This window comes from Paludibaculum fermentans (assembly GCF_051172195.1).
GTDB classification, from domain to species: Bacteria; Acidobacteriota; Terriglobia; order Bryobacterales; family Bryobacteraceae; genus Paludibaculum; species Paludibaculum fermentans_A.
Map to the genome: position 1 here is coordinate 4,134,177 of NZ_JBPJAQ010000001.1, position 17,856 is coordinate 4,152,032.

Here is a 17,856-nt window from a genome sequence, read left to right on the forward strand (position 1 = left end):
ACGGCAAATAATGGATCCGCCGGGCCTGGCGAGCATCCTATCCTCCGGACGGCCATTTTGACCCTCGAAGTGTAGCGCTTTGCTGGGGCACGGTTGCCGGGGATCGTCTCGCTGTACCAATGAAACTAATCGCTATGCATGTTCGAGCCTATAAGACTGATTCGATGGGCCGGAGCCGCCAGTTGCCCGCCAGGCAGGGTTCTGGAATCATCAGCCGCCTCCCCTTCGTTGCCGGGATCCTGTTTGGGCTGGCCGGCTGCACTGCCTTGGGCCAGACGCCGGGATTGAACTGGAACACGCGCCTGAGCGGCGATCCGGCGCTTACTGGTGACCAGCGCGTTTCGCTACTGGTGCACAACAATTTCCTCTCGACGGGGGCGTTCTTCCGGACGGTGGGGCCGGCGTTGGGGGCTCATATCCGGGATCGGCCAGCGGAATGGGAGGGTTCGGCCGAAGGATTTGGCCGGCGGTTGGGGACCCAGTTCTCGATCCAGACATCGCGAGGGTTGATCAATTCGGGGGCGGCGGCTTTGCTGGGGCGGGATCCCCGGTATCAGCGGTGCGGGTGCGAAGGAGGGTGGCGGCGCGTGGGGCATGCGCTGTCCGGGTTGGTGCTTTCCGCCGATCGCCAGGGGGAGCGACGATTCGATCCTTCGAATCTGGCGGCATCGTTCGGCGGTGGATATGTGGGGGCGAGCCTGTATCCATCGCGGTATACGGTATCGGTAAAGGGCTACCAATTGGGGACGCAGTTGACGGGCCAGGTGATGGCCCAGAATCTGTTCCTGGAATTCGGACCTGAGATCCGGCGGGTGTTTCGGAAGGTGCTTCGACGGTAAGCGGTTCTTGCCGGCAGTGGATGCGGATTGCTACCTTCGGAAGCCGTTCCGTATTAGCGTCACCCTCCAGTAGATAGTTACCGTACGGGAACACTGCTCATTCATAGAGTGCTATTCGGTTGGAATGTTACCGAGCGGGAATAATGTGGTCGTTGGCCGGAGCGGTTTGCGTCCTGTGTGGATCGAGAGGACGCATGCGGCCGCCGGCCGCCCCTCGAAAGATGGATGAGCCGTTGGTGCACGATCCTGCGCGTCTTCGGGTGGAGGTCGAAGATGACGATTGCGCAGATGGCTCCGGTGATTACCCGGAAGAGCCTGGAGAACACCTACCGGTATGGGGGCGGGGTGATCAGCATCCTGTTGTCGGCTGCTGACACAGGCGGGCAGTTTTCGGTTTGGGAGAGCGTGCAGAAGCCCGGCAATGAGCCGCCGCTGCACGTCCACCACACATCCGACGAAGCCTTCTTCGTTATGGAGGGGACGATGCGGTTCCTGGTGGGCGAGGAGGTGGTGGACGCACCGGCGGGGAGCGTGGTGTTTGCGCCCAGGGGGATCCCGCACACGTTCAAGATCAAGTCAGAGTACGCGCGAGCCATCACCGTCTGCACTCCGGGCGGATTTGAGGAGTGGTTCAGTACCTTGGGGACCGCTGCCGAGAACTTTGATTTGCCCGAGGTGGTGGAGCCGTTTTCGCCGGCGGAACTGCCCCGGATGATGGAGTTGGGCCAGAAGCTGAAGACCGAAGTGATCCGGCCGGTGGAGTTCTAGACAGCTGGATTGCGCGGCCTTCGGACTGGAGCCGCTGCTGGAGTTCGTTGAGGCTCCCGGCGGCTCCTGTTTGTGCCCGTGCCGTGGCGTCCTGGCCTACCTGGCTGCCGGATACGCCGCCTGCCTGGTCTCGCGGCCCGGCGTGCGGCCGGTTTCGTTGAAAGCGTCCACCGTCACGTAGTAGTCCGCATCCGCGTTCAAGCCGTGCAGGGCGAGCTCCTTCTGGCCCCGCACCTCGAAGCTGTGATAGAGCTTGCCGGGTGCGATGCCGTAGCGAACGATGTAGCCGGCGGCGTCGCGCGACATTTGCCAGCGGACCACGGCGTTCCTGGGGTCGCTGGCGTCGCGGTGGACTTCGAACGCCGGAGCCGCGGCCGGCGGTTTCCCTTCCGCGCTGCCGAAGATGCGGAGATCGCGTACGCTGAACGGTCCGCCGCCGGGCATGTGGACGTTGGTCAGTCGGACGTGGCGCGCCGGCGTGGATGCACCGAGCTGCACGTAGTCGTGGGGGACGTCTTTTCGATTGGAGGAGCGGTCGGCCAGCGGTTGCCAGCTCTTGCCGTCGAGCGAGGACTCCAGCCGGTACTGGTGGAACAGGTCCGCGCTACGGCCCAGTGCGGTGGAATCATGTTCGGCGAAGTTGACCTGAATCGCGTCAAGGCGGCACGTCCTGCCGAGATCCACGCTGAGCCATTCGCCGGCGTTGGGCGTACGGGCGCTCCAGTAGCTCTTGATGTCTTCGTCGAAGGCTTTCTCCGGGCCCAGAGAATCGATGCTCGATGAGGCTTGCGCCTTCCTGCCGTAAGAGAGCAGCATCCAGCCGGCGGAGGTATCCAGCGAGTCACCCTTGCGATCATGGGGCGCCACTTGGGGGTAGTCGCCGAACAGCGTGTTCATGTGGAGGACACGATCGGCATCGAAGGCTACGGGGAAGAGGCCGAGGCGGCGCTCGAACTGGTGCTTCACTGAGATCACCATGGTGGCGATGTGCCAGTAGTGGCCCTGTTTGTCGGCGAAGGTGCCGCTGTGGCCGGCTCCGGTGATGAACCCCGTGGGCTTGAACGAGAACGGGCTGGAGGGCGAGTAAGTGAAGGGGCCGCGGGGGCTGGCCGCGGTGTAGACGCCGTCGGCGTAGGTGCGATATTCGGTGCCGGGGGAAGCGTACTGCAGGTAGTAAGTGCCGCCGTGTTTCGTCATCCAGGCGCCTTCCAGCCACGGCCCTTCCTGGAAGAGATTGCCGGTGGCGGCACCGAGGTTGTCGTCGCCGCGCCGCTCCCAGCCGTGCTGCGCATAGTTCGCACGGAAGCAGACCCAGGGCTCCCCAATCGGCTTGAACTGATTTTTCGGGTCGAGCTCCCTGCCGGAGATGGCGCCGTTGTAAGACAGGCCGTAGTAAAGGTACACGCGGCCGTCGTCGTCGGCGAAGAGGTCAGGATCGCCGACGTTGAAGGTCTGGCTGACGAACTCCCATTTGCCGCTTTTCGGGTCAGTGGTTTTGTAGAGACCGATGTTGCAGGCGGTGTAATAGAGCGTATTGTTGAGGACCATCACCGCCGGCGCGTAGGCTTCGATCGGCAGGCCGGTGGAGGCGACGAAGGTCCAGTCGATCAGATCCCTGGAGTGCCAGTAGCCGCCCGACTTGGAGGCAAACAGGTAGTAATCATCGCCGAAGAGGACGATCGCCGGGTCGGCTGCTTCGCGACGGCTGGGCCCGTCGACCATGAAGCGGTATTCGAGATTCAGCGGATTGGCAAAGGTGCGGGGACGCTGGGGTTCCGCACCGAAGAGGGCGATCAGCGGAACGGCCGCCAGCCCGAGGGTACGGAGAAGCGTGCGGGTGCGGGCGGCGGTGGATGGCGGAATCCGCGGAATGTTCATTGCATGATAATATCCGGCGGCGATGCTGCTGGGAACGGGATATTGAGATCGCGTGGTGCCGATCGGCGATACCCGCGGATTGCGCGCGGCGTCTTAGTGTGATCGACTCGGGGCATGATTTCGTTCGCCTGTTCGGGAACTGTCCTGCGCCTTTGGGCCTTTGCTCTCGCTGCCGGGGTGCTCGCCGCCCAGCCATCCACCAACTATCAGGGGAAACCCTATCAGGGCCGCGCCCAGGTGATTCCCGGGCGCGTGGAGATGGAACTCTACGATACGGGTGGGCCGGAAGTGGCCTTCCACGATACTGATCCCGAGAACAACGGCAGCGGGAAGCTGAACAAGGGCAACACGCCGGTGGAGCGGTTCCGCCAGGACGAAGCGGTGGACCTCTCCTACACGAAGACGAAGATCGACAACACGGTCGATGGGGTTCAGGAAAAGGTGGGGTCGCTCTATCTGGGCTGGACGGCGCCTGGCGAATGGGTGAACTACACGATGGACGTGCAGTCTTCGGGCCTGTACACGGTGAGTGCGCACATGACGTCGCGGACTGACAATGCGCAAATCCGCCTGTCGGTCGATGGTGTGGATGTGACGGGTCCGCTACGCCTGCCGACCACCACGCACTGGCACCTGTGGAGGACCGCGGCGAATCTTGCGCAGGTGAAGCTGGAGAAGGGTGTGCACGTACTGCGGATCTCAACTTTGAAGGAGGGAAACTTCAACCTCGATTTCCTGGCGTTCGAGCCGGCAGGCAACGGGCCAGCGCCGCGCGTGTTCCCGGCCGTCGGGGCACTGGATCAGGTGAAGAAGATGGGCCGAGGCCTGAATATTATCGGGTACGACCCTCTGTGGAAGGACCCGGCCAAGGCGCGGTTTCAGGACCGGCATTTCCAGCGGATCCGCGAGGGCGGGTTCCAGACCGTTCGCGTCAACCTGCACGCGTTCTCCCACATGGACGCCGGCAACCGGCTGAGCGGGGCTTGGTTCAAGACGGTGGACTGGGTAGTGAATCGGGCGGTGGAGAACGATCTGACGGTGATTCTGGATGAGCACAATTTCACCGACTGCGGTCGTGATGCAGCGGCATGCAAGCCGAAACTGATGGCGTTCTGGGAACAGGTGTCGGAACACTACAAAGATGCTCCGGCGAGTGTGGTGTTCGAGATCCTGAACGAACCGAACGGGCAGGTGACGGTGGAACTGTGGAACACCTGGGTCAAAGAGGCGCTGGCGATCATCCGCAAAACGAACCCGACGCGGAATGTAGTCATCGGGCCGGCATCCTGGAATGGTATCCACGCGCTGAATCAGTTGGAACTGCCGGCGGACGACCGGCACATCATTGGCACGGTCCACTACTACTTGCCGATGGCGTTCACGCACCAGGGCGCGCCGTGGTCGAAGGAGAATGCGAAGCTCTCGGGCGTCACCTGGGGGTCTGAAGAGGACAAGCGCAAGGTGGATGCGGATTTCGCGGGTGTTCAGGAATGGGCGAAGTCGCACGACCGGCCCATTCTTCTGGGCGAGTTTGGAGCTTACGACAAAGCTGACATGGACGCGCGCGTGCGCTACACGGCCTATCTCGTGCGGACGGCCGAGTCGCTGGGTTGGACCTGGACCTACTGGCAGTTCGACTCGGACTTCCTGGCCTGGGACATGAGCAAGGACGATTGGGTAGGTCCGATCCACTCGGCCCTGGTGCCGCCGAAGTAATTGCCTGTGCCTCGAAGCTAAGCCCGGCTGACAAAGCGGAAGAACAGCGCCTGCTTGGAGACGGGTTCCACGCGGTGGGCGATGGCGGACATCTGTTTCTCGTTGAGCGGCGTAAATTCCCGGGCGAGCTGCACGTTCTCCTCAAGCTGGGCGATGGAGTCGCAGCCCACGATGACGGTGCTGACTGGGAGAGTGAGTGAGTAGGACATGGCCTCGCGCATTGTCAGCGGGCCTGGTGTCGTGGCGATGACGGCACCTTCCCAGGAGCGCTGCTGCCGTTCCAGCGGCGGCGGGGTCCAACTGGAGAGAAGCCGGCCGCGGCCGGGGACCTTCATGCCGATGATGCCCATCTGCTTCTCGACGGCCAGGGGTAGCAGTTCGTCCAGGAAGCTGTAGTGGTACTGATCCGCGGCGTTCAACGAGAGAAGGATGGCGTCGAACGGGAAGCGCCGGATGGATTCCACCAGAGCTTCGGGCCGGAAGTGGCCGGTCACGCCAAGGTAACGCACGAGTTTCTGTTCGCGGGCCTGGAGCAGTGCTTCCATGGCGCCGCCCTTCGCGAAGACTGCTTCGACATCTTCCGGCAGGCCGATGTCGTGCAACTGCCAGAGGTCGAGATGATCCGTATTGAGGAGTTTGAGCGACTCCTCCAGCATGCGTAGGGAGCCGTCCTTTGTGCGTTCCTTGGTCTTGCTGGCGAGGAAGGCCTCGTTGCGCCGGCGCTTCATGACCTGCCCGACATAGCGCTCGCTCCAGCGGTCCTTGCCGCCATAGATGGAGGAGGTGTCGATGTAATTGACGCCGAGATCGAGGGCGCGGTCGATGATGGGTACGGCAGCCGCCTCGTTGTTGGGACGCTCGAGCGCGGCCTGCCCGCCAAGGCTGAAGATCCCTGTTTTGTAGCCGGTGCGACCCAGGTTGCGCGTGGGCATGGCCGGCTTCTGCGGGGTCTGTGCCGCAGTGGTGGAGGTGGAGCCGAAGAGGCCCGCAACGGTAGCTCCTCCAGCTTTCAGAAACGTGCGGCGTTCTCGAGGGGTAACTTTCTTCATGGCGGCTCTCCTGGGCGATTCCTGGTCGGGGGGAAGCCCGGAGGGAATTGCGCTCTCACTATATCGAAGCAGGTTGTCTACTGGGGAGTAGCGGCGGGGGTATGGTGAGGCGGACGGCCTGCGGGCGAGAACTTGAGCCCCTCCTGGGAGACTTCCACGGTGAGCAGGAACGGTTCATACGCGCAGTCCACAGCCACTCCTTCAAAATCCACTACTGAGCCCGGAGCGACACGGCTTTTCAGTTCCCGGTCCAGTCGCAGTTCAATCTCCGGCGACCTCGAGTCCTCGATCGCAATGAGGAGCCTGTCCGTGTGTTCTATTGGATTGGCCTCAAGTATGGTGCCTTTCAGTCTTGGTAAAGAGCGGCCCTTTAGGTTCGCAAGGAGCCAAACCTGCCGATCCTCCTGCCGGAGCGAGGCTCGGATTGAGTGCCACGTTGCAAGGTTGGTGCGCTCCGTCCTTTCTTGGTCGAGCGCCTTCAGAGCTGGAAGTCGATCCGGCGGGACAAGACTCCAGAATGCGTGCGGCGGGGAGACGAGCCTCGCCGGATATGCATTGAGATGACCAAAACCCTTGGGGCTGATAATGGGCCCTGTTCCAGGGGCGGGCCTGTTGGTCTCGAACCGGCCGTAGACAGCGGCGGGCAGACCGGAGTACCATCCGTCCAGCAATGGCTTCAGATTGGAGCCCGTTCCGGGTGGCCGTTTCGCCAGGACCGAGGACAGATGTGCTCGAAGATCCGGCGGTGACCCTGCGGCCGCATCAGCGATTCGGGATTCCGTGTCCAGCCAAAGAGCCTTTGAGGCGTGACCTTTCCCGGCGGCCTGCACCGCAGTGCAGTTGTCCGAAAGGATGGACCCCTCAGACCATGCTTGATACTCGCCCACCACGATGACTCTCTTTCCCTGATATTCGGCGGGATTGCTTAGGATTTCGCAGACACTGAGGACGGGCAGGGGCTGGGCGCCCGTCAGGGACGCGACTATTGACGCCAGGAGAATACACTGCGCAGCGGAACTCGCAGACATGCCCCATGGAACCACAACTTTCAACGTCGCGCCCGGGTGGATCGTCTCCTCTAGCGGCGACTCTGCCTGCTCGGCCGGCAGATACCAACTCGAGCCCTGGCATCACTCAATCGAGATGCCGGAGAATGTTCCTATGCCGGACTGGCCCGATCGCCGTCTTCTCCAACTGCTGAACATCGAACTCCCCATCATTCAGGCACCGATGGCCGGTTCGGACACGGTAGCCCTGGCTCGCGCCGTCGCATCGGCAGGAGGTCTTGGTTCGCTCGCCTGCGCGCTGCTCAGTCCGGATGCTGTTCGTGAGTCGGCGCGCGCCTTCCGCGACCAGAATGCCCGACCAATCAACCTCAACTTCTTCTGCCACCGGATGGAGGCTCCCGAGCCGGCGGCGCTGGAGACCTGGAAGGAGTTCCTGCGGCCGCACTACGAGCGATGCGGGTTGGATATCGAGAGGATTCCCGCACCGCGATTGCGTATGCCCTTCGATGAGGAGTACTGCCAGGTGGTGGAGGAGGTGGCTCCGGAGATCGTCAGCTTCCACTTTGGAATGCCCGAAGCGGCGTTGGTCAGCCGTCTAAAGCGACGTAGGATCATCATCCTGTCGACCGCGACGAGTGTGGCGGAAGCCCGATGGCTGGAAGCACGCGGCTGCGACGCGATTATCGCGCAGGGGGCCGAGGCCGGAGGTCATCGCGGCATGTTCCTGGAGACGGACATTGCGAGCCAGGCCGGGCTGTTTGCGCTGTTGCCCCAAGTGGCGGATGCGGTGTCTGTTCCGGTGATCGCGGCCGGTGGGATTGCCGACGGGCGTGGCGTGGCGGCGGCATTCGCCCTGGGGGCGTCGGGCGTCCAACTGGGCACGGCCTATCTGCTCTGCCCGGAGGCGAACGTCACACCTCTCTACCGCCGCGCGATTGAAGAGATGACGGAGAGTGGAACGGTGCTGACGAATCTGTTCAGCGGGCGCCCGGCACGCGGTATTGTCAACCGCTACCTGCAGGAATGCGGACCGATGAGCGATGCGGCTCCGGCGTTTCCCTTTGCGGCCACCTACGTTGCGCCACTGCGGGCGGCTGCCGAGAAGGCGGGATCAGTGGACTATCTGCAGATGTGGGCGGGGCAGTCGGGCCCCCTGGCCAAGAGTATGGGCGCGGAGGAGTTCACTCGCCAATTGGCGGCGGAGGCGCTGCGGCAATGGTCGAAGACGGGAAGTTGATCCCGCCGTATGAGTGCGGCCCGGGTCATGCTATTCTGCCGGGATGCCGGATGCCGCCACACTGGGAAGCTCGCAATCGCTGCGGCATACCGCTTTTGTGCGCGTGACACATTGGATTACCGTCCTATCCTTCTTCGCACTGCTTGTCAGCGGAGTGGAGATCCTGATCTCCCACCCCCGCTTCTATTGGGGTGAGACAGGCAACTCGCTGACACCTCCGCTGTTCCAGATTCCCATCCCGGCTTCGAGGGGTTCAGTTCCTACTGGTTACGGGTACGTTTTGCCCGATCAAAATGGGTGGAGCCGGTATCTGCACTTCCAGTCCGCCTGGGCCGTGGTGCTGACCGGCCTTTGCTACTTCCTCTATGGTTTGTGGACGCGGCACTTCCAGGAGAACCTTGTGCCCAATGCGGCGGATCGGTCGTGGCGGGCCATTTTGAGGGTGATGGCGAGGCATCTGCGGCGGAAGCCCGCACTGGAGAGCGATGAGCATTCGTACAACGCCCTGCAGCGCACCGCCTATCTGGGCGTGATCTTCCTGCTCTTCCCGCTGGTGATCTGGACCGGCCTTGCGATGTCCCCAGCTTTCAATTCCGCGATTCCAGCTGCTGTCAACCTCCTGGGTGGGCGGCAGTCGGCGCGCACCTTGCACTTCTTTGTCTCCGGCTTCCTGCTGCTGTTCCTGGTGGTCCACATCGCAATGGTGATGCTGACGGGATTCAAGAGCCAGATGCGGGCGATGATCACTGGCTGGGGCCAAGGGCCGAAGGAGCACCCATGAGCAAGATCTCGCGACGGAAGCTCGTGACAGCAGGTTTGTCGGCCGCAGCGGGCGTATCGGGTTTGGCCGCGGCTGCGAAGCTGGCACAACGGTATGGTCTTGTGCCCCCGGATGGCGGCGGCCTGTATGGTCCCGGCGCGACCCTGACCTACGCCGCGCAACGGCTGTTGACCGCCAACTCGTTGGCTCGCGAGTTCCCTCGCAGCTTGATTTCCAAGGCGCCGTTTGCCAATGCAGTTGCTCCTTTGGGGGATGCCTTCGCGCGGCTGCAGGCCGGCGGCTTTGCAGAATGGCGCCTGATGCTGGATGGAATGATCGCCCGGCCCATGTCTTTCTCTTTGTCCGACCTGAAGCAGTTGCCAGTGCGCCGCCAGATCACTGAGGTGGTGTGCGAAGAGGGCTGGTCGTATATCGCGGAGTGGATTGGCACGCCGCTGCAGGATGTCCTGAATGCGGCCGGAGTGCTGCCGCAGGCGCGCTATGTCGTCTACTTCTCTTACGACCGGAACTGGTGGGACAGCATCGATATGTCGGATGCGCTGCATCCCCAGACGATTGTCACCTGGGCGATGAACGACGGGGACTTGCCTGTCTCTTTCGGCGGACCGCTGAGGATGCGCGTACCCCGTCAACTGGGCTACAAGAGCGTTAAGTTCATCAACAGGATGACGGTCACGGATTCGCTCAAGGGATTCGGCAAGGGGCTGGGCTCGGCCGCGCCGGAGGGCGGGTACTCGTGGTACGCAGGCATCTGAGGCGCTCGCAGGGCTGACGGCGAGAGGCCTCTTTTACAGGCCGAAGCAGAGGATGTTGGGCCCGGCCGCGACCGCAACGTACTGCCGGCCTCCCAATGAGAAGGTCATGGGCGAAGCTTTCATGCGCACGTTGGTAGGGAAGTTCCAGAGGGTCTTGCCGTTGCGTTGATCCACCGCCTCGAAGCCGCCGTTGGGCCGGCCGTAGAAGAGGAGGCCTCCGGCGGTGGCGAGCACCCCGGTCCAGGTCTTGGCGCGTGCGGCTCCGGGTTGCGGAACTTCCCACACGATTTCGCCTGTTTCGATATTGAGGGCTCGCAGGAAGCGCTGGCCCGTCTGGTCGGGATAGCCGGTGGGCTTGCCGGTGCACTCTTCCAGGGCGATGACGTAGTAGAGCCGGGTGAGTGGGGAGTAGGCGGTGGAGTCCCAGTTGGCGGCGTCGCTGGGGCAGCCCCGCGGGTCGACCACCACGGGCCGGCCTTGCGCATCAATGGAGGTGGCCCAATCAACGCGGCGCAGGAAGGGTTTGGCCAGCAGCAGTTTCCCATTGGTGCGGTCGAGGACATAGAAGAAGCCGTTGCGGTCCGCGTGGAGCAGCAGTTTCGCCGGTTTACCCTGGTAGACCGTATCGACCAGCACGTTGGGCTCAGTTGCGTCGCGATCCTTCACGTCGTGTGGAGTGAACTGGTAGTGCCATTTCAGGGCTCCCGTGTGGCCATCGAGGGCGAGGACGCAGTTGGTATACAGGTTGTCGCCGGGGCGGTCGCGATCGTCCCCGTCGGGCCAGGGGTTGCCGGTGGCCCAGTAGAGCGTGTCGGACGAAGAGTCGTAGGAGCCCGTCAGCCAGGTGGAGCCGCCTCCGTAAAGAGGTTCCTTGCCCTGCCAGGTTTCGATCCCGGGTTCCCCGGCGCGTGGAATCGTCCAGTGGCGCCAGACGAGCGCTCCGGTATCGGGACGGAACGCGGCGACGAAACCGCGGATGCCTTCGTCTCCACCGGCTACACCCGCGACCACGGTACCGTTCACGATGAGGGGTACGATGGTGCCGCCATAGTGGTGCTTCTCGTCCGACGGGGGCGCCATGGTGATCTCCCAGAGAAGCTGGCCGTTGGCGCGGTCGAGCGCAAGCAGATGAGCATTGTCAGTGACGAAGAAGAGACGGCCGTCCAGCAGGGCCACACCACGATTGGTGCCGAGGCGGGCATCGCCGACCATGCCCGGACTGGCCGGCCGGGAGTAGTGCCAGAGAGCGTGGCCGGTGAGCGCGTCGAGCGCAAAGACCTGATTAGGGCCGGTGACGTAGAGGACGCCGTCGGCGGCGATCGGCGTCACCTCCAGTCCGAAGTACTGGATGGGGAATACCCACTTCAGTTTGAGCGACTGCACATTGGCCGTTGTGATCTGTCTGAGAGGGCTGTAGCGGTTGGCCGAATCGTCGCCGTTGTAGCTGCGCCAGTCGCCGGGCTGGGGCGGTCCCCAACTGGTCTGGCGCGCCGCGCCGGCAACTGGAGCTGGGGGCACGATGGTCTCCACGTTGAGGCGCAGCAGGTAGCGGGCGAGGACCTGGAGATCGGCTGGCGGTAAGTCCGAGAACGAGGGCATGCCGGCGCTGGGATTTCCGCGTTCCAGGTAGGTGCGCAGTTGTTCGGCCGATTGGACGGCGACACGCGGGTTCATGGCGAGACCGGGGCCTTTGGCTGTGCCGCGGCCGTCGTCGCCATGGCAGCCCGCGCAATGCCTGGCGAAGGGCTGCTGCGCGGGCAGGACAGATGGCGCCAGGAGAAGACTGAGGACGAGCAGGGCAGGGACTGCCAGGCGGCCAATGGGGCGGACGGTCGGAATCGTCACAGGGAAGCAACGATATCACTGAGCACGACGGGCGGCAAGAGAACCCGGTTACGCCCAGCAGTTCAAGCCGGCGCTACGGTTGCAGGCGGACGTTAGAGCGTCCAGGGGGCGCGGTGAACGCGGTCGAGCATGCCGCTGGCGCCGGGGTCGTCGAGAATCTGTTCGGCATGCGGATTCCAGAGGAGGCTGCGCCCGGTGCGGAGGGCGATGTTGCCGAGATGGGCAATGGTGACGGAGCGGTGCGCCACTTCGATGGGCGCCGCGGTGGGTTTCCGGGTCAGGATGCAATCAATGAAATTGCGGTTGTGGTTGGCGCTCTCATACAGGTGCAGTTCGCGCTCGCCGAGTACTGACGAGCAAATCTCGGGAGAGCTGGCCTGATGCTTGCCGCGATCCCCCCACACCCATCCTTCGGAGCCTTCGAAGGTGATGCCGCGCTTCTCCTGATCGGAGACGATGAGCTTTACGCCGTTCTCATACACTGCCTCGAAGTAGAACTCGGTGGCGGTGTTATAGACCGGATGCTGAGCGAAGACGGCGCGCGGGTTGCGTATGGCGACGGGGCCGGTGTAATCCGTGCCGAGTCCCCATTGGGCCATGTCGATATGGTGGGCGCCCCAATCCGTAAGCTGGCCGCCGGAGTAGTCGAAGTTCCAGCGGAAATTAACGCCAACGCGGGCCGGGCAATAGGGCGCTTCCGGCGCGGCGCCGAGCCAGAACGGGTAGTCGAAGCCTTCCGGTACGGGCACAGCGGCGGTCTGGCTGGCGACTTTGCCGAAGTCGGGGCAACCTCCCGGCAGCCCGACCCGAACGGTATGCACTTTGCCGATGCGCCCGTTGCGGACGAGTTCGCAGGCGCGGCGGAAGCTGGGGTCTGATCGCTGCTGGCTGCCGGTCTGCCAGACGACGCCGGCTTTCTGCACCTCGTCGGACATCATTCGGCCTTCGCGCACGGTCAGTGAAAGCGGTTTCTGGCAGAAAATCTGTTTGCCGGCGCGAGCGGCATCGATGGCGATGCGGGCATGCCAGTGGTCGGGCACCGAGATGCAGACTGCGTCGATATCGGCGCGGCGCAGGACGTCGCGGTAGTCGGTGAGGGCCACACAGCCCTTCTTTCCGGTCTTTTCCTGCACCAGGCGTTGGGCCGGCCCCCAGCCACGAACGGAGCCATCCCAATAGCCAGGCCCCTCTTTGTTCACGTCGCAGACTGCGACGATCTGCACCCGCTCGTCTTTGAGGAATTCCTCCAGCATGCCGTACCCGTTATTGCCGGTGCCGATGACGGCGAGGGTGATTTTGTTGGACGGGGCGCTTTGCCCGAAGACCGTGGAGGGGACGATGGTGGGGGCGAATGCGGCACCGAGGGTTCCCAGGGCGGCGCGGCGAGTGGGATTTGTTAGGAGGCTCATGATTCTTGTATCGCCCGCCGGCGTGCGGGACGGCTTGCGGACTGATTGTATCGTGCAGGGATAGGGCAGGAAATGGGCCGGGGGAGGTGTAGGTCGATACTTGATGCCCCAGTTTCGACAAGCGCCGCCGCCAGGCAAGTTGAGATCGAGTCAGCGGACTACTGGCCGTCTCCAATGGATGGCGCTGATGAGATCGGCCCGCGATACATCCTGCTGTGTTCATGGATCGAGAAATGAGGGCCATGGCCCATCCACTCACCCTGTGGCGCAGATCCCCCGAAGTCCTTGGTAGTAGAGGCCCCGCGAGACGACGATCCTGTTCCCATAGGACGGAAAATCGCGGGACAACTCGCAAATGGAAACTGGCTTAGAAGTTTGGCACGAACCGGCCCCAGCGCAGCCGACCAGGAAGAGAAGCGCGAACAGTCGATTCATCTTCATTGCAGATGCCGGCTTGGTGTAGTTAGTTCCGCGCACCGGCGGTGTACAGGCGTCGGGCGACGCACGGAGAGGGATCCAATGGTGCCGTCGCTCCCGCGCCTGGAGGGGCTGGTCTGACGGATTCTGGCGGTGCGGAGGACAAGCCGAATCCGTTCGGACCCCGGAAACCACTCATTTTTTGATATGATTTGCCCACTAGCGCAGGCGAATATTTCGCATGTCCGCTGCGATTAGTGAACGGCGATTCTTCCAGCTACTGGTGATTCAATGCGTACCTGCGTGAGATGGGTCATCGCGAGTGTCTTTCTTCTCCGCGCGCTAAGTACGGCGTTTGCGCTGCAGTCGCCTGTTCCGCCGAAAGGGGCGATGACCGGAGTCGTTCGACGAGCCGCCACGGGCCGTCCCATCGGAGCGGCCTCAATCCGTCTGCTCAATGCCTCCGATGAATCCGAAGCCGCCTCAACATTGAGTGGAGACGATGGAACATTCCGCTTCTCCGACATACCCGCCGGCACTTATATGCTGGAAGCCTCCGCAACCGGTTTTGCCAAGCGCCGATATTTGACCAATCCGAAGACGCGCGAGCCGTTGCGATTCACCAGTGCGGCGGAGAAACTTCAGGTCGAGGCCGACCTGAAAAGCCTTTCCCGGATCTCCGGGCGGGTCGTCGATGCACAAGGAGATGGCATTCCGGGCGCAATGGTGTGGGCGGTGGCCAACGTCGTGGCAACCGAGCGGGGTTTGGAATGGCGGCGGTTGACCGTCGTAGGAGCGGGCGGTTCGGACGGCGAGGGCAATTTCACAATTTCGAACCTGTTGCCGGGTGAGTACTTCCTGTATGCCATGCCGGTTCCGGGCAGCCAGGCCGGTGGGGGTTATTCCAGCTTGCCGCATGGTGCGAAACGGCTGATGGATGGATATTACCCGCAGGGCCGTTCCCTGGAAGAAGCGAGGCGGGTGTCGCTGCTGAGCGGCGAGTCGCTCACGGACATGACGATTCAACTCGCGGGCGCACCCGGTTATTGCGCGCATGGGACCATCATGGGCGGCGAGAGTGCGACCAATCCAATGTGGCTGGTGGCCGCCCTGGCTGACCGGCAATCGAAAATTGCGCGCAACCCGGTCTCAACCCTGCAACTGAAGACGGGCGCGAAAGAAGTGACGCTCTGCGGACTGCCCGCGGAACAGTTGGTGGTTGAACTCTTCGGGCCGGGCGCGGGCGGGGTGGTGGCAACCGCCTCGTTCACCCCGGGCAAGGAAGACCGGACGGAGTTTCAGCTGGAGGTGCGTCCCACCTTCCCGTTGCAGATCAATACACGGCTTGATAGCGAAACGGCCCGATGGTGTAAAGAGACGGAACTGCCGACTGCCGGCTGCTACGACACGGGGACGGTACGCTTCCAGCTGCAGGCCCCGTACACCTATATCTTCATGAATCCGCGCGCGATCAAGGATGGGCCGGGCACCCTGTCGATCAACGCTGTTTTCCCCGGTTATTACCGCGGTTCGATCGAGCCACCACCGGGCTTGTATGCGAAGCAGGTGAAGCTGGGGGTGCAGGGGGTTGCTCCGGACGAAGCGGTGCTCCTGGATGGCGGGGTCCGCGCGTTGGATGTGACATTGTCAGAGTCGCTGTCGAAGGTACAGGTTGAGGTCAAAGACGCGAAGGAATTTGCAGGCACTGTCTACCTGGTGCCTGTCGGTCCAGATGCTCAGTACTGGCGACAAATCGTGAGCGTGCCGGTCGCGGCGGGTGAGTCGCGGGCGGAAGTCAAAGGGGTGGCTCCGGGCGACTACGAGGTCGTGGTGGTGAGTGGCGACGATCCAACGGCCGCACTCTCAGTGATGCGAGCCGGGACTGGGTTTCCTCATGTGCGGGTTGAAGTGAATGGCTCCGCGCGCGTTTCCGTCCGGCCCTAGCGTCAACCTGAAGATCGCAGTGGTGCCGCAACAGCACCGGGATCCCTTTTCTCGGTTGCTTCTGATCGAGGATGGACACCAACCGCCTCCGGCCTCCTGGGGCAGCCCAAGCCCTGATTCGAAACGCCCCGTCTCAAGCTCGCCGGGGTTTCCGCCGATATCTCGATGGTGAGGACGGTTCTTTTTGCGCTGCTGCTACCACTGACGGTAGGGGCGGCTACGGTTGGCGAGTTGCGCCTGGGTTCTGCGGCGAACGAGTCGACTTGCACAATCACACGCTCAGCCGCGCGGTTTACGGCCGATTCCGAGCAGGCTTTCGTCCAGTTTGTGGCCCGCGGTGTGCGAGCGGGCGACAGATTGCGGATTGACTGGATTGCTCCTAGCGGGGCAACTTCCTCTTCGGTCCCTTACGACACCCTGCCGACGACGGCCAACCTCTGCTTTCTCAGCGCTTTGCCGATTGGCGGCTTCGAACCGGCCACTCAGCCAGGTGTTTGGACGGTGCGCGTGGTGGTGAATGAGGCTGTGCTGCAACAGGCGCGCTTCGAGGTCCAGGGCGCTGCCACCAATCTGGCGGCTCGCGTAGTTCGGGTGACCGATCAGGAACTCGTAATCGACGCCACCGGCGCTACTTCCGACACCTCCATCAATATCGCCCGTTATTCGCCCTCCGGCGGATGGCAATACATCGCTCCGCTGCTGGCCGAGCACCAGGAAGGCAACCGGATCACGGCGCCGATTCCGAAACTGGAGGCGGCCGAGTATCTGGTGATCCTGCGGAATCCGGATGGCACCCAGAGTCCGCCCTCCCGATTCGTGGTTTCCACCGGGGGCGGGTACGCCATGCCGACGCTTTCGACGGAGCACTGGCGCATCTCACAGCGGCCATACGGCTCCTATTCTCATTGGGGGCGGAGTATCCATGCTTACGACATCGCCCCGATCGACGCTCGCTTTGTGGCAGCTATGCGGGGCGGCATCGTGTCGGCGCATGACTTGGGCTTCGGGCAGACTCCAAATCTCCGAATCTTCGGTAACTACATTACGATTCAACACGATGACGGCGAGTTCTCGCACTATGCCCATCTGAAGACCGGGACGTTTCGCGTGCGGACCGGGCAGCGGGTGGACGCCGGGGAAGTGCTGGCCGAGGTGGGCACCAGCGGGTATTCGTTTGGGCGCCACGTTCATGTCCACGTCACGAAGGCGGCGTCGATCTCCGCCCAGAGCATTCCTTTTCGCTTTGAGGAGAAGTCCTCTGTTCTCACCAAGGTAGTGACGCCCGGTCGGCCGCAGCCAGCGAAGGCGCAGCCCACCCGCCCGCGGTGGAACGGCGCACTCGGGTTCGCGGAGTGGTGGACCCGGATTCTGCCCGTGCCGCGCGGTGCGAAGGCGCTGGAGGTCAAACTTGGCTGGGAAGACCAGGGCACCGACTTCGATTTGTACGTGGTGAGCCCAAGCGGGCACACCTATCGACCCGAATCGGAGGCGGTCCGCATCGAGACGCCGGAGCCGGGCCCCTGGAGAGTGTCAGTCCAGGCGGTCCGGGGAGCAGGAAATAACCTATCTTTCTGGGTGGAACCGTCCGCGCGGTAACCCATTGCCAAAATAGGACTTATTAGTCCGATATAGCCGTTTCAGGCCCCTTGGAGCCCCTTGCTGGAGCGGCTTTTCTTACTTCATATCAACGTATTAGCGACATTCCTGAACGGATTGCCGTATACTGGGGGCAAGGTGACGCATGAAGACCTACGCTAGGTTTACCCTTCTCGTGGTTGCGATTGTTGGCACGTTGGCCTGGTTGGCGGCCAGCGGGATCAACGAATCGAAGACCTACTACAAAACGATCTCCGAATTGAAGCAACTGCCGGGCGGTGAGGCCACCAAGCGCGTCCGCGTTACCGGCGATGTAGTGCCGGGCTCGATCCGACGCGACGGAGAGCGAGTTCACTTCCAGATCGCGGAGAAGGGTCAGCCGCAGATCCTCAATGTTGTCTACACGGGCAAAGATCCGCTGCCCGATACGTTCCGTGACAATGCCCAGGCTATGGCTGACGGCAAGCTGCAGCTCGACGGCAGTTTCCAGGCCAGTTCCATTGCCGCAAAGTGTCCCTCTAAGTATGAGGCAGCGCCGGGCGGCAAGCCGGCCGCTCAGCCCCTGAACGGCGCCAAGCCGCCGTCGATGTCGTAAAACACCGCTAATAGGGAGCG

At 62.9% G+C, this 17,856-nt stretch carries 13 protein-coding genes; 9 read left to right on the plus strand and 4 right to left on the minus strand.

Features of this window, described 5'->3' with window-relative positions:
- Window positions 1-119: 119 nt before the first annotated feature.
- A complete protein-coding gene (locus tag ACR9Y2_RS16750) occupies window positions 120-839 on the plus strand; it encodes a hypothetical protein (RefSeq protein WP_435042594.1) in 720 nt (239 codons plus the stop codon).
- A gap of 225 nt (window positions 840-1,064) precedes the next feature.
- Window positions 1,065-1,607, plus strand: coding sequence for a quercetin 2,3-dioxygenase (locus ACR9Y2_RS16755; protein WP_435042595.1), 543 nt, complete (start codon window positions 1,065-1,067; stop codon window positions 1,605-1,607).
- A gap of 96 nt (window positions 1,608-1,703) precedes the next feature.
- Here the strand turns inward: ACR9Y2_RS16755 and ACR9Y2_RS16760 are convergent, their stop codons facing one another.
- Window positions 1,704-3,485 carry a family 43 glycosylhydrolase gene (locus tag ACR9Y2_RS16760; RefSeq protein ID WP_435042596.1) on the minus strand — a complete coding sequence of 594 codons (1,782 nt, stop codon included), beginning with the start codon at window positions 3,483-3,485 and terminating at the stop codon, window positions 1,704-1,706.
- Window positions 3,486-3,599: 114 nt separating this feature from the next.
- On the opposite strand from ACR9Y2_RS16760, the gene ACR9Y2_RS16765 reads away from it, so the two are divergent.
- Entirely contained in the window at window positions 3,600-5,201 is a 1,602-nt protein-coding gene (locus ACR9Y2_RS16765; RefSeq protein WP_435042597.1) for a cellulase family glycosylhydrolase, read from the plus strand.
- A gap of 17 nt (window positions 5,202-5,218) precedes the next feature.
- On the opposite strand, the gene ACR9Y2_RS16770 is transcribed toward ACR9Y2_RS16765, so the two are convergent.
- Window positions 5,219-6,250 (minus strand): aldo/keto reductase, encoded by a 1,032-nt coding sequence (locus tag ACR9Y2_RS16770; RefSeq protein WP_435042598.1) that lies wholly within the window; start codon window positions 6,248-6,250, stop codon window positions 5,219-5,221.
- 1,161 nt (window positions 6,251-7,411) lie between these two features.
- Here ACR9Y2_RS16770 and ACR9Y2_RS16775 point away from each other — a divergent pair.
- Genes ACR9Y2_RS16775 through ACR9Y2_RS16785 form a run of 3 tightly spaced genes read left to right on the plus strand, consistent with a single transcriptional unit; the run spans window position 7,412 to window position 10,030 of the window.
- Entirely contained in the window at window positions 7,412-8,494 is a 1,083-nt protein-coding gene (locus ACR9Y2_RS16775; protein ID WP_435042599.1) for an NAD(P)H-dependent flavin oxidoreductase, read from the plus strand.
- Between the two features lie 43 nt (window positions 8,495-8,537).
- Window positions 8,538-9,275, plus strand: a complete 738-nt coding sequence (locus ACR9Y2_RS16780; protein ID WP_435042600.1) for a cytochrome b/b6 domain-containing protein — start codon at window positions 8,538-8,540, stop codon at window positions 9,273-9,275.
- Window positions 9,272-10,030, plus strand: coding sequence for a molybdopterin-dependent oxidoreductase (locus tag ACR9Y2_RS16785; protein ID WP_435042602.1), 759 nt, complete (start codon window positions 9,272-9,274; stop codon window positions 10,028-10,030). The genes ACR9Y2_RS16780 and ACR9Y2_RS16785 overlap by 4 nt, the downstream gene beginning before the upstream one ends.
- A gap of 33 nt (window positions 10,031-10,063) precedes the next feature.
- Here the strand turns inward: ACR9Y2_RS16785 and ACR9Y2_RS16790 are convergent, their stop codons facing one another.
- Together ACR9Y2_RS16790 and ACR9Y2_RS16795 are read right to left on the minus strand one after the other, a co-directional pair.
- Complete coding sequence (locus ACR9Y2_RS16790) at window positions 10,064-11,875, minus strand: PQQ-binding-like beta-propeller repeat protein (protein ID WP_435042603.1); 1,812 nt, start codon at window positions 11,873-11,875, stop codon at window positions 10,064-10,066.
- 92 nt (window positions 11,876-11,967) lie between these two features.
- Complete coding sequence (locus ACR9Y2_RS16795) at window positions 11,968-13,284, minus strand: Gfo/Idh/MocA family protein (protein WP_435042604.1); 1,317 nt, start codon at window positions 13,282-13,284, stop codon at window positions 11,968-11,970.
- A gap of 720 nt (window positions 13,285-14,004) precedes the next feature.
- Between ACR9Y2_RS16795 and ACR9Y2_RS16800 the strand changes: the two genes are divergently transcribed.
- The 3 genes from ACR9Y2_RS16800 to ACR9Y2_RS16810 all read left to right on the plus strand — a co-directional run bounded on the left by ACR9Y2_RS16800 (window position 14,005) and on the right by ACR9Y2_RS16810 (window position 17,836).
- Window positions 14,005-15,645 (plus strand): MSCRAMM family protein, encoded by a 1,641-nt coding sequence (locus tag ACR9Y2_RS16800; protein ID WP_435042605.1) that lies wholly within the window; start codon window positions 14,005-14,007, stop codon window positions 15,643-15,645.
- 165 nt (window positions 15,646-15,810) lie between these two features.
- Complete coding sequence (locus tag ACR9Y2_RS16805; RefSeq protein WP_435042606.1) at window positions 15,811-17,241, plus strand: peptidoglycan DD-metalloendopeptidase family protein; 1,431 nt, start codon at window positions 15,811-15,813, stop codon at window positions 17,239-17,241.
- Between the two features lie 145 nt (window positions 17,242-17,386).
- Window positions 17,387-17,836 (plus strand): cytochrome c maturation protein CcmE, encoded by a 450-nt coding sequence (locus ACR9Y2_RS16810; protein ID WP_435042607.1) that lies wholly within the window; start codon window positions 17,387-17,389, stop codon window positions 17,834-17,836.
- Window positions 17,837-17,856 lie beyond the last annotated feature (20 nt).

What these genes read in the sequence shown, in the direction of transcription:
- ACR9Y2_RS16810 (WP_435042607.1), top strand. Translation starts at nt 17,387, where the DNA reads ATGAAGACCTACGCTAGGTTTACCCTTCTCGTGGTTGCGATTGTTGGC.
- ACR9Y2_RS16780 (WP_435042600.1), top strand. Translation starts at nt 8,538, where the DNA reads ATGCCGGATGCCGCCACACTGGGAAGCTCGCAATCGCTGCGGCATACC.
- ACR9Y2_RS16805 (WP_435042606.1), top strand. Translation starts at nt 15,811, where the DNA reads ATGGTGAGGACGGTTCTTTTTGCGCTGCTGCTACCACTGACGGTAGGG.
- ACR9Y2_RS16765 (WP_435042597.1), top strand. Translation starts at nt 3,600, where the DNA reads ATGATTTCGTTCGCCTGTTCGGGAACTGTCCTGCGCCTTTGGGCCTTT.
- ACR9Y2_RS16755 (WP_435042595.1), top strand. Translation starts at nt 1,065, where the DNA reads ATGAGCCGTTGGTGCACGATCCTGCGCGTCTTCGGGTGGAGGTCGAAG.
- ACR9Y2_RS16760 (WP_435042596.1), bottom strand. Translation starts at nt 3,485, where the DNA reads ATGAACATTCCGCGGATTCCGCCATCCACCGCCGCCCGCACCCGCACG.
- ACR9Y2_RS16770 (WP_435042598.1), bottom strand. Translation starts at nt 6,250, where the DNA reads ATGAAGAAAGTTACCCCTCGAGAACGCCGCACGTTTCTGAAAGCTGGA.
- ACR9Y2_RS16795 (WP_435042604.1), bottom strand. Translation starts at nt 13,284, where the DNA reads ATGAGCCTCCTAACAAATCCCACTCGCCGCGCCGCCCTGGGAACCCTC.
- ACR9Y2_RS16750 (WP_435042594.1), top strand. Translation starts at nt 120, where the DNA reads ATGAAACTAATCGCTATGCATGTTCGAGCCTATAAGACTGATTCGATG.
- ACR9Y2_RS16785 (WP_435042602.1), top strand. Translation starts at nt 9,272, where the DNA reads ATGAGCAAGATCTCGCGACGGAAGCTCGTGACAGCAGGTTTGTCGGCC.
- ACR9Y2_RS16775 (WP_435042599.1), top strand. Translation starts at nt 7,412, where the DNA reads ATGCCGGACTGGCCCGATCGCCGTCTTCTCCAACTGCTGAACATCGAA.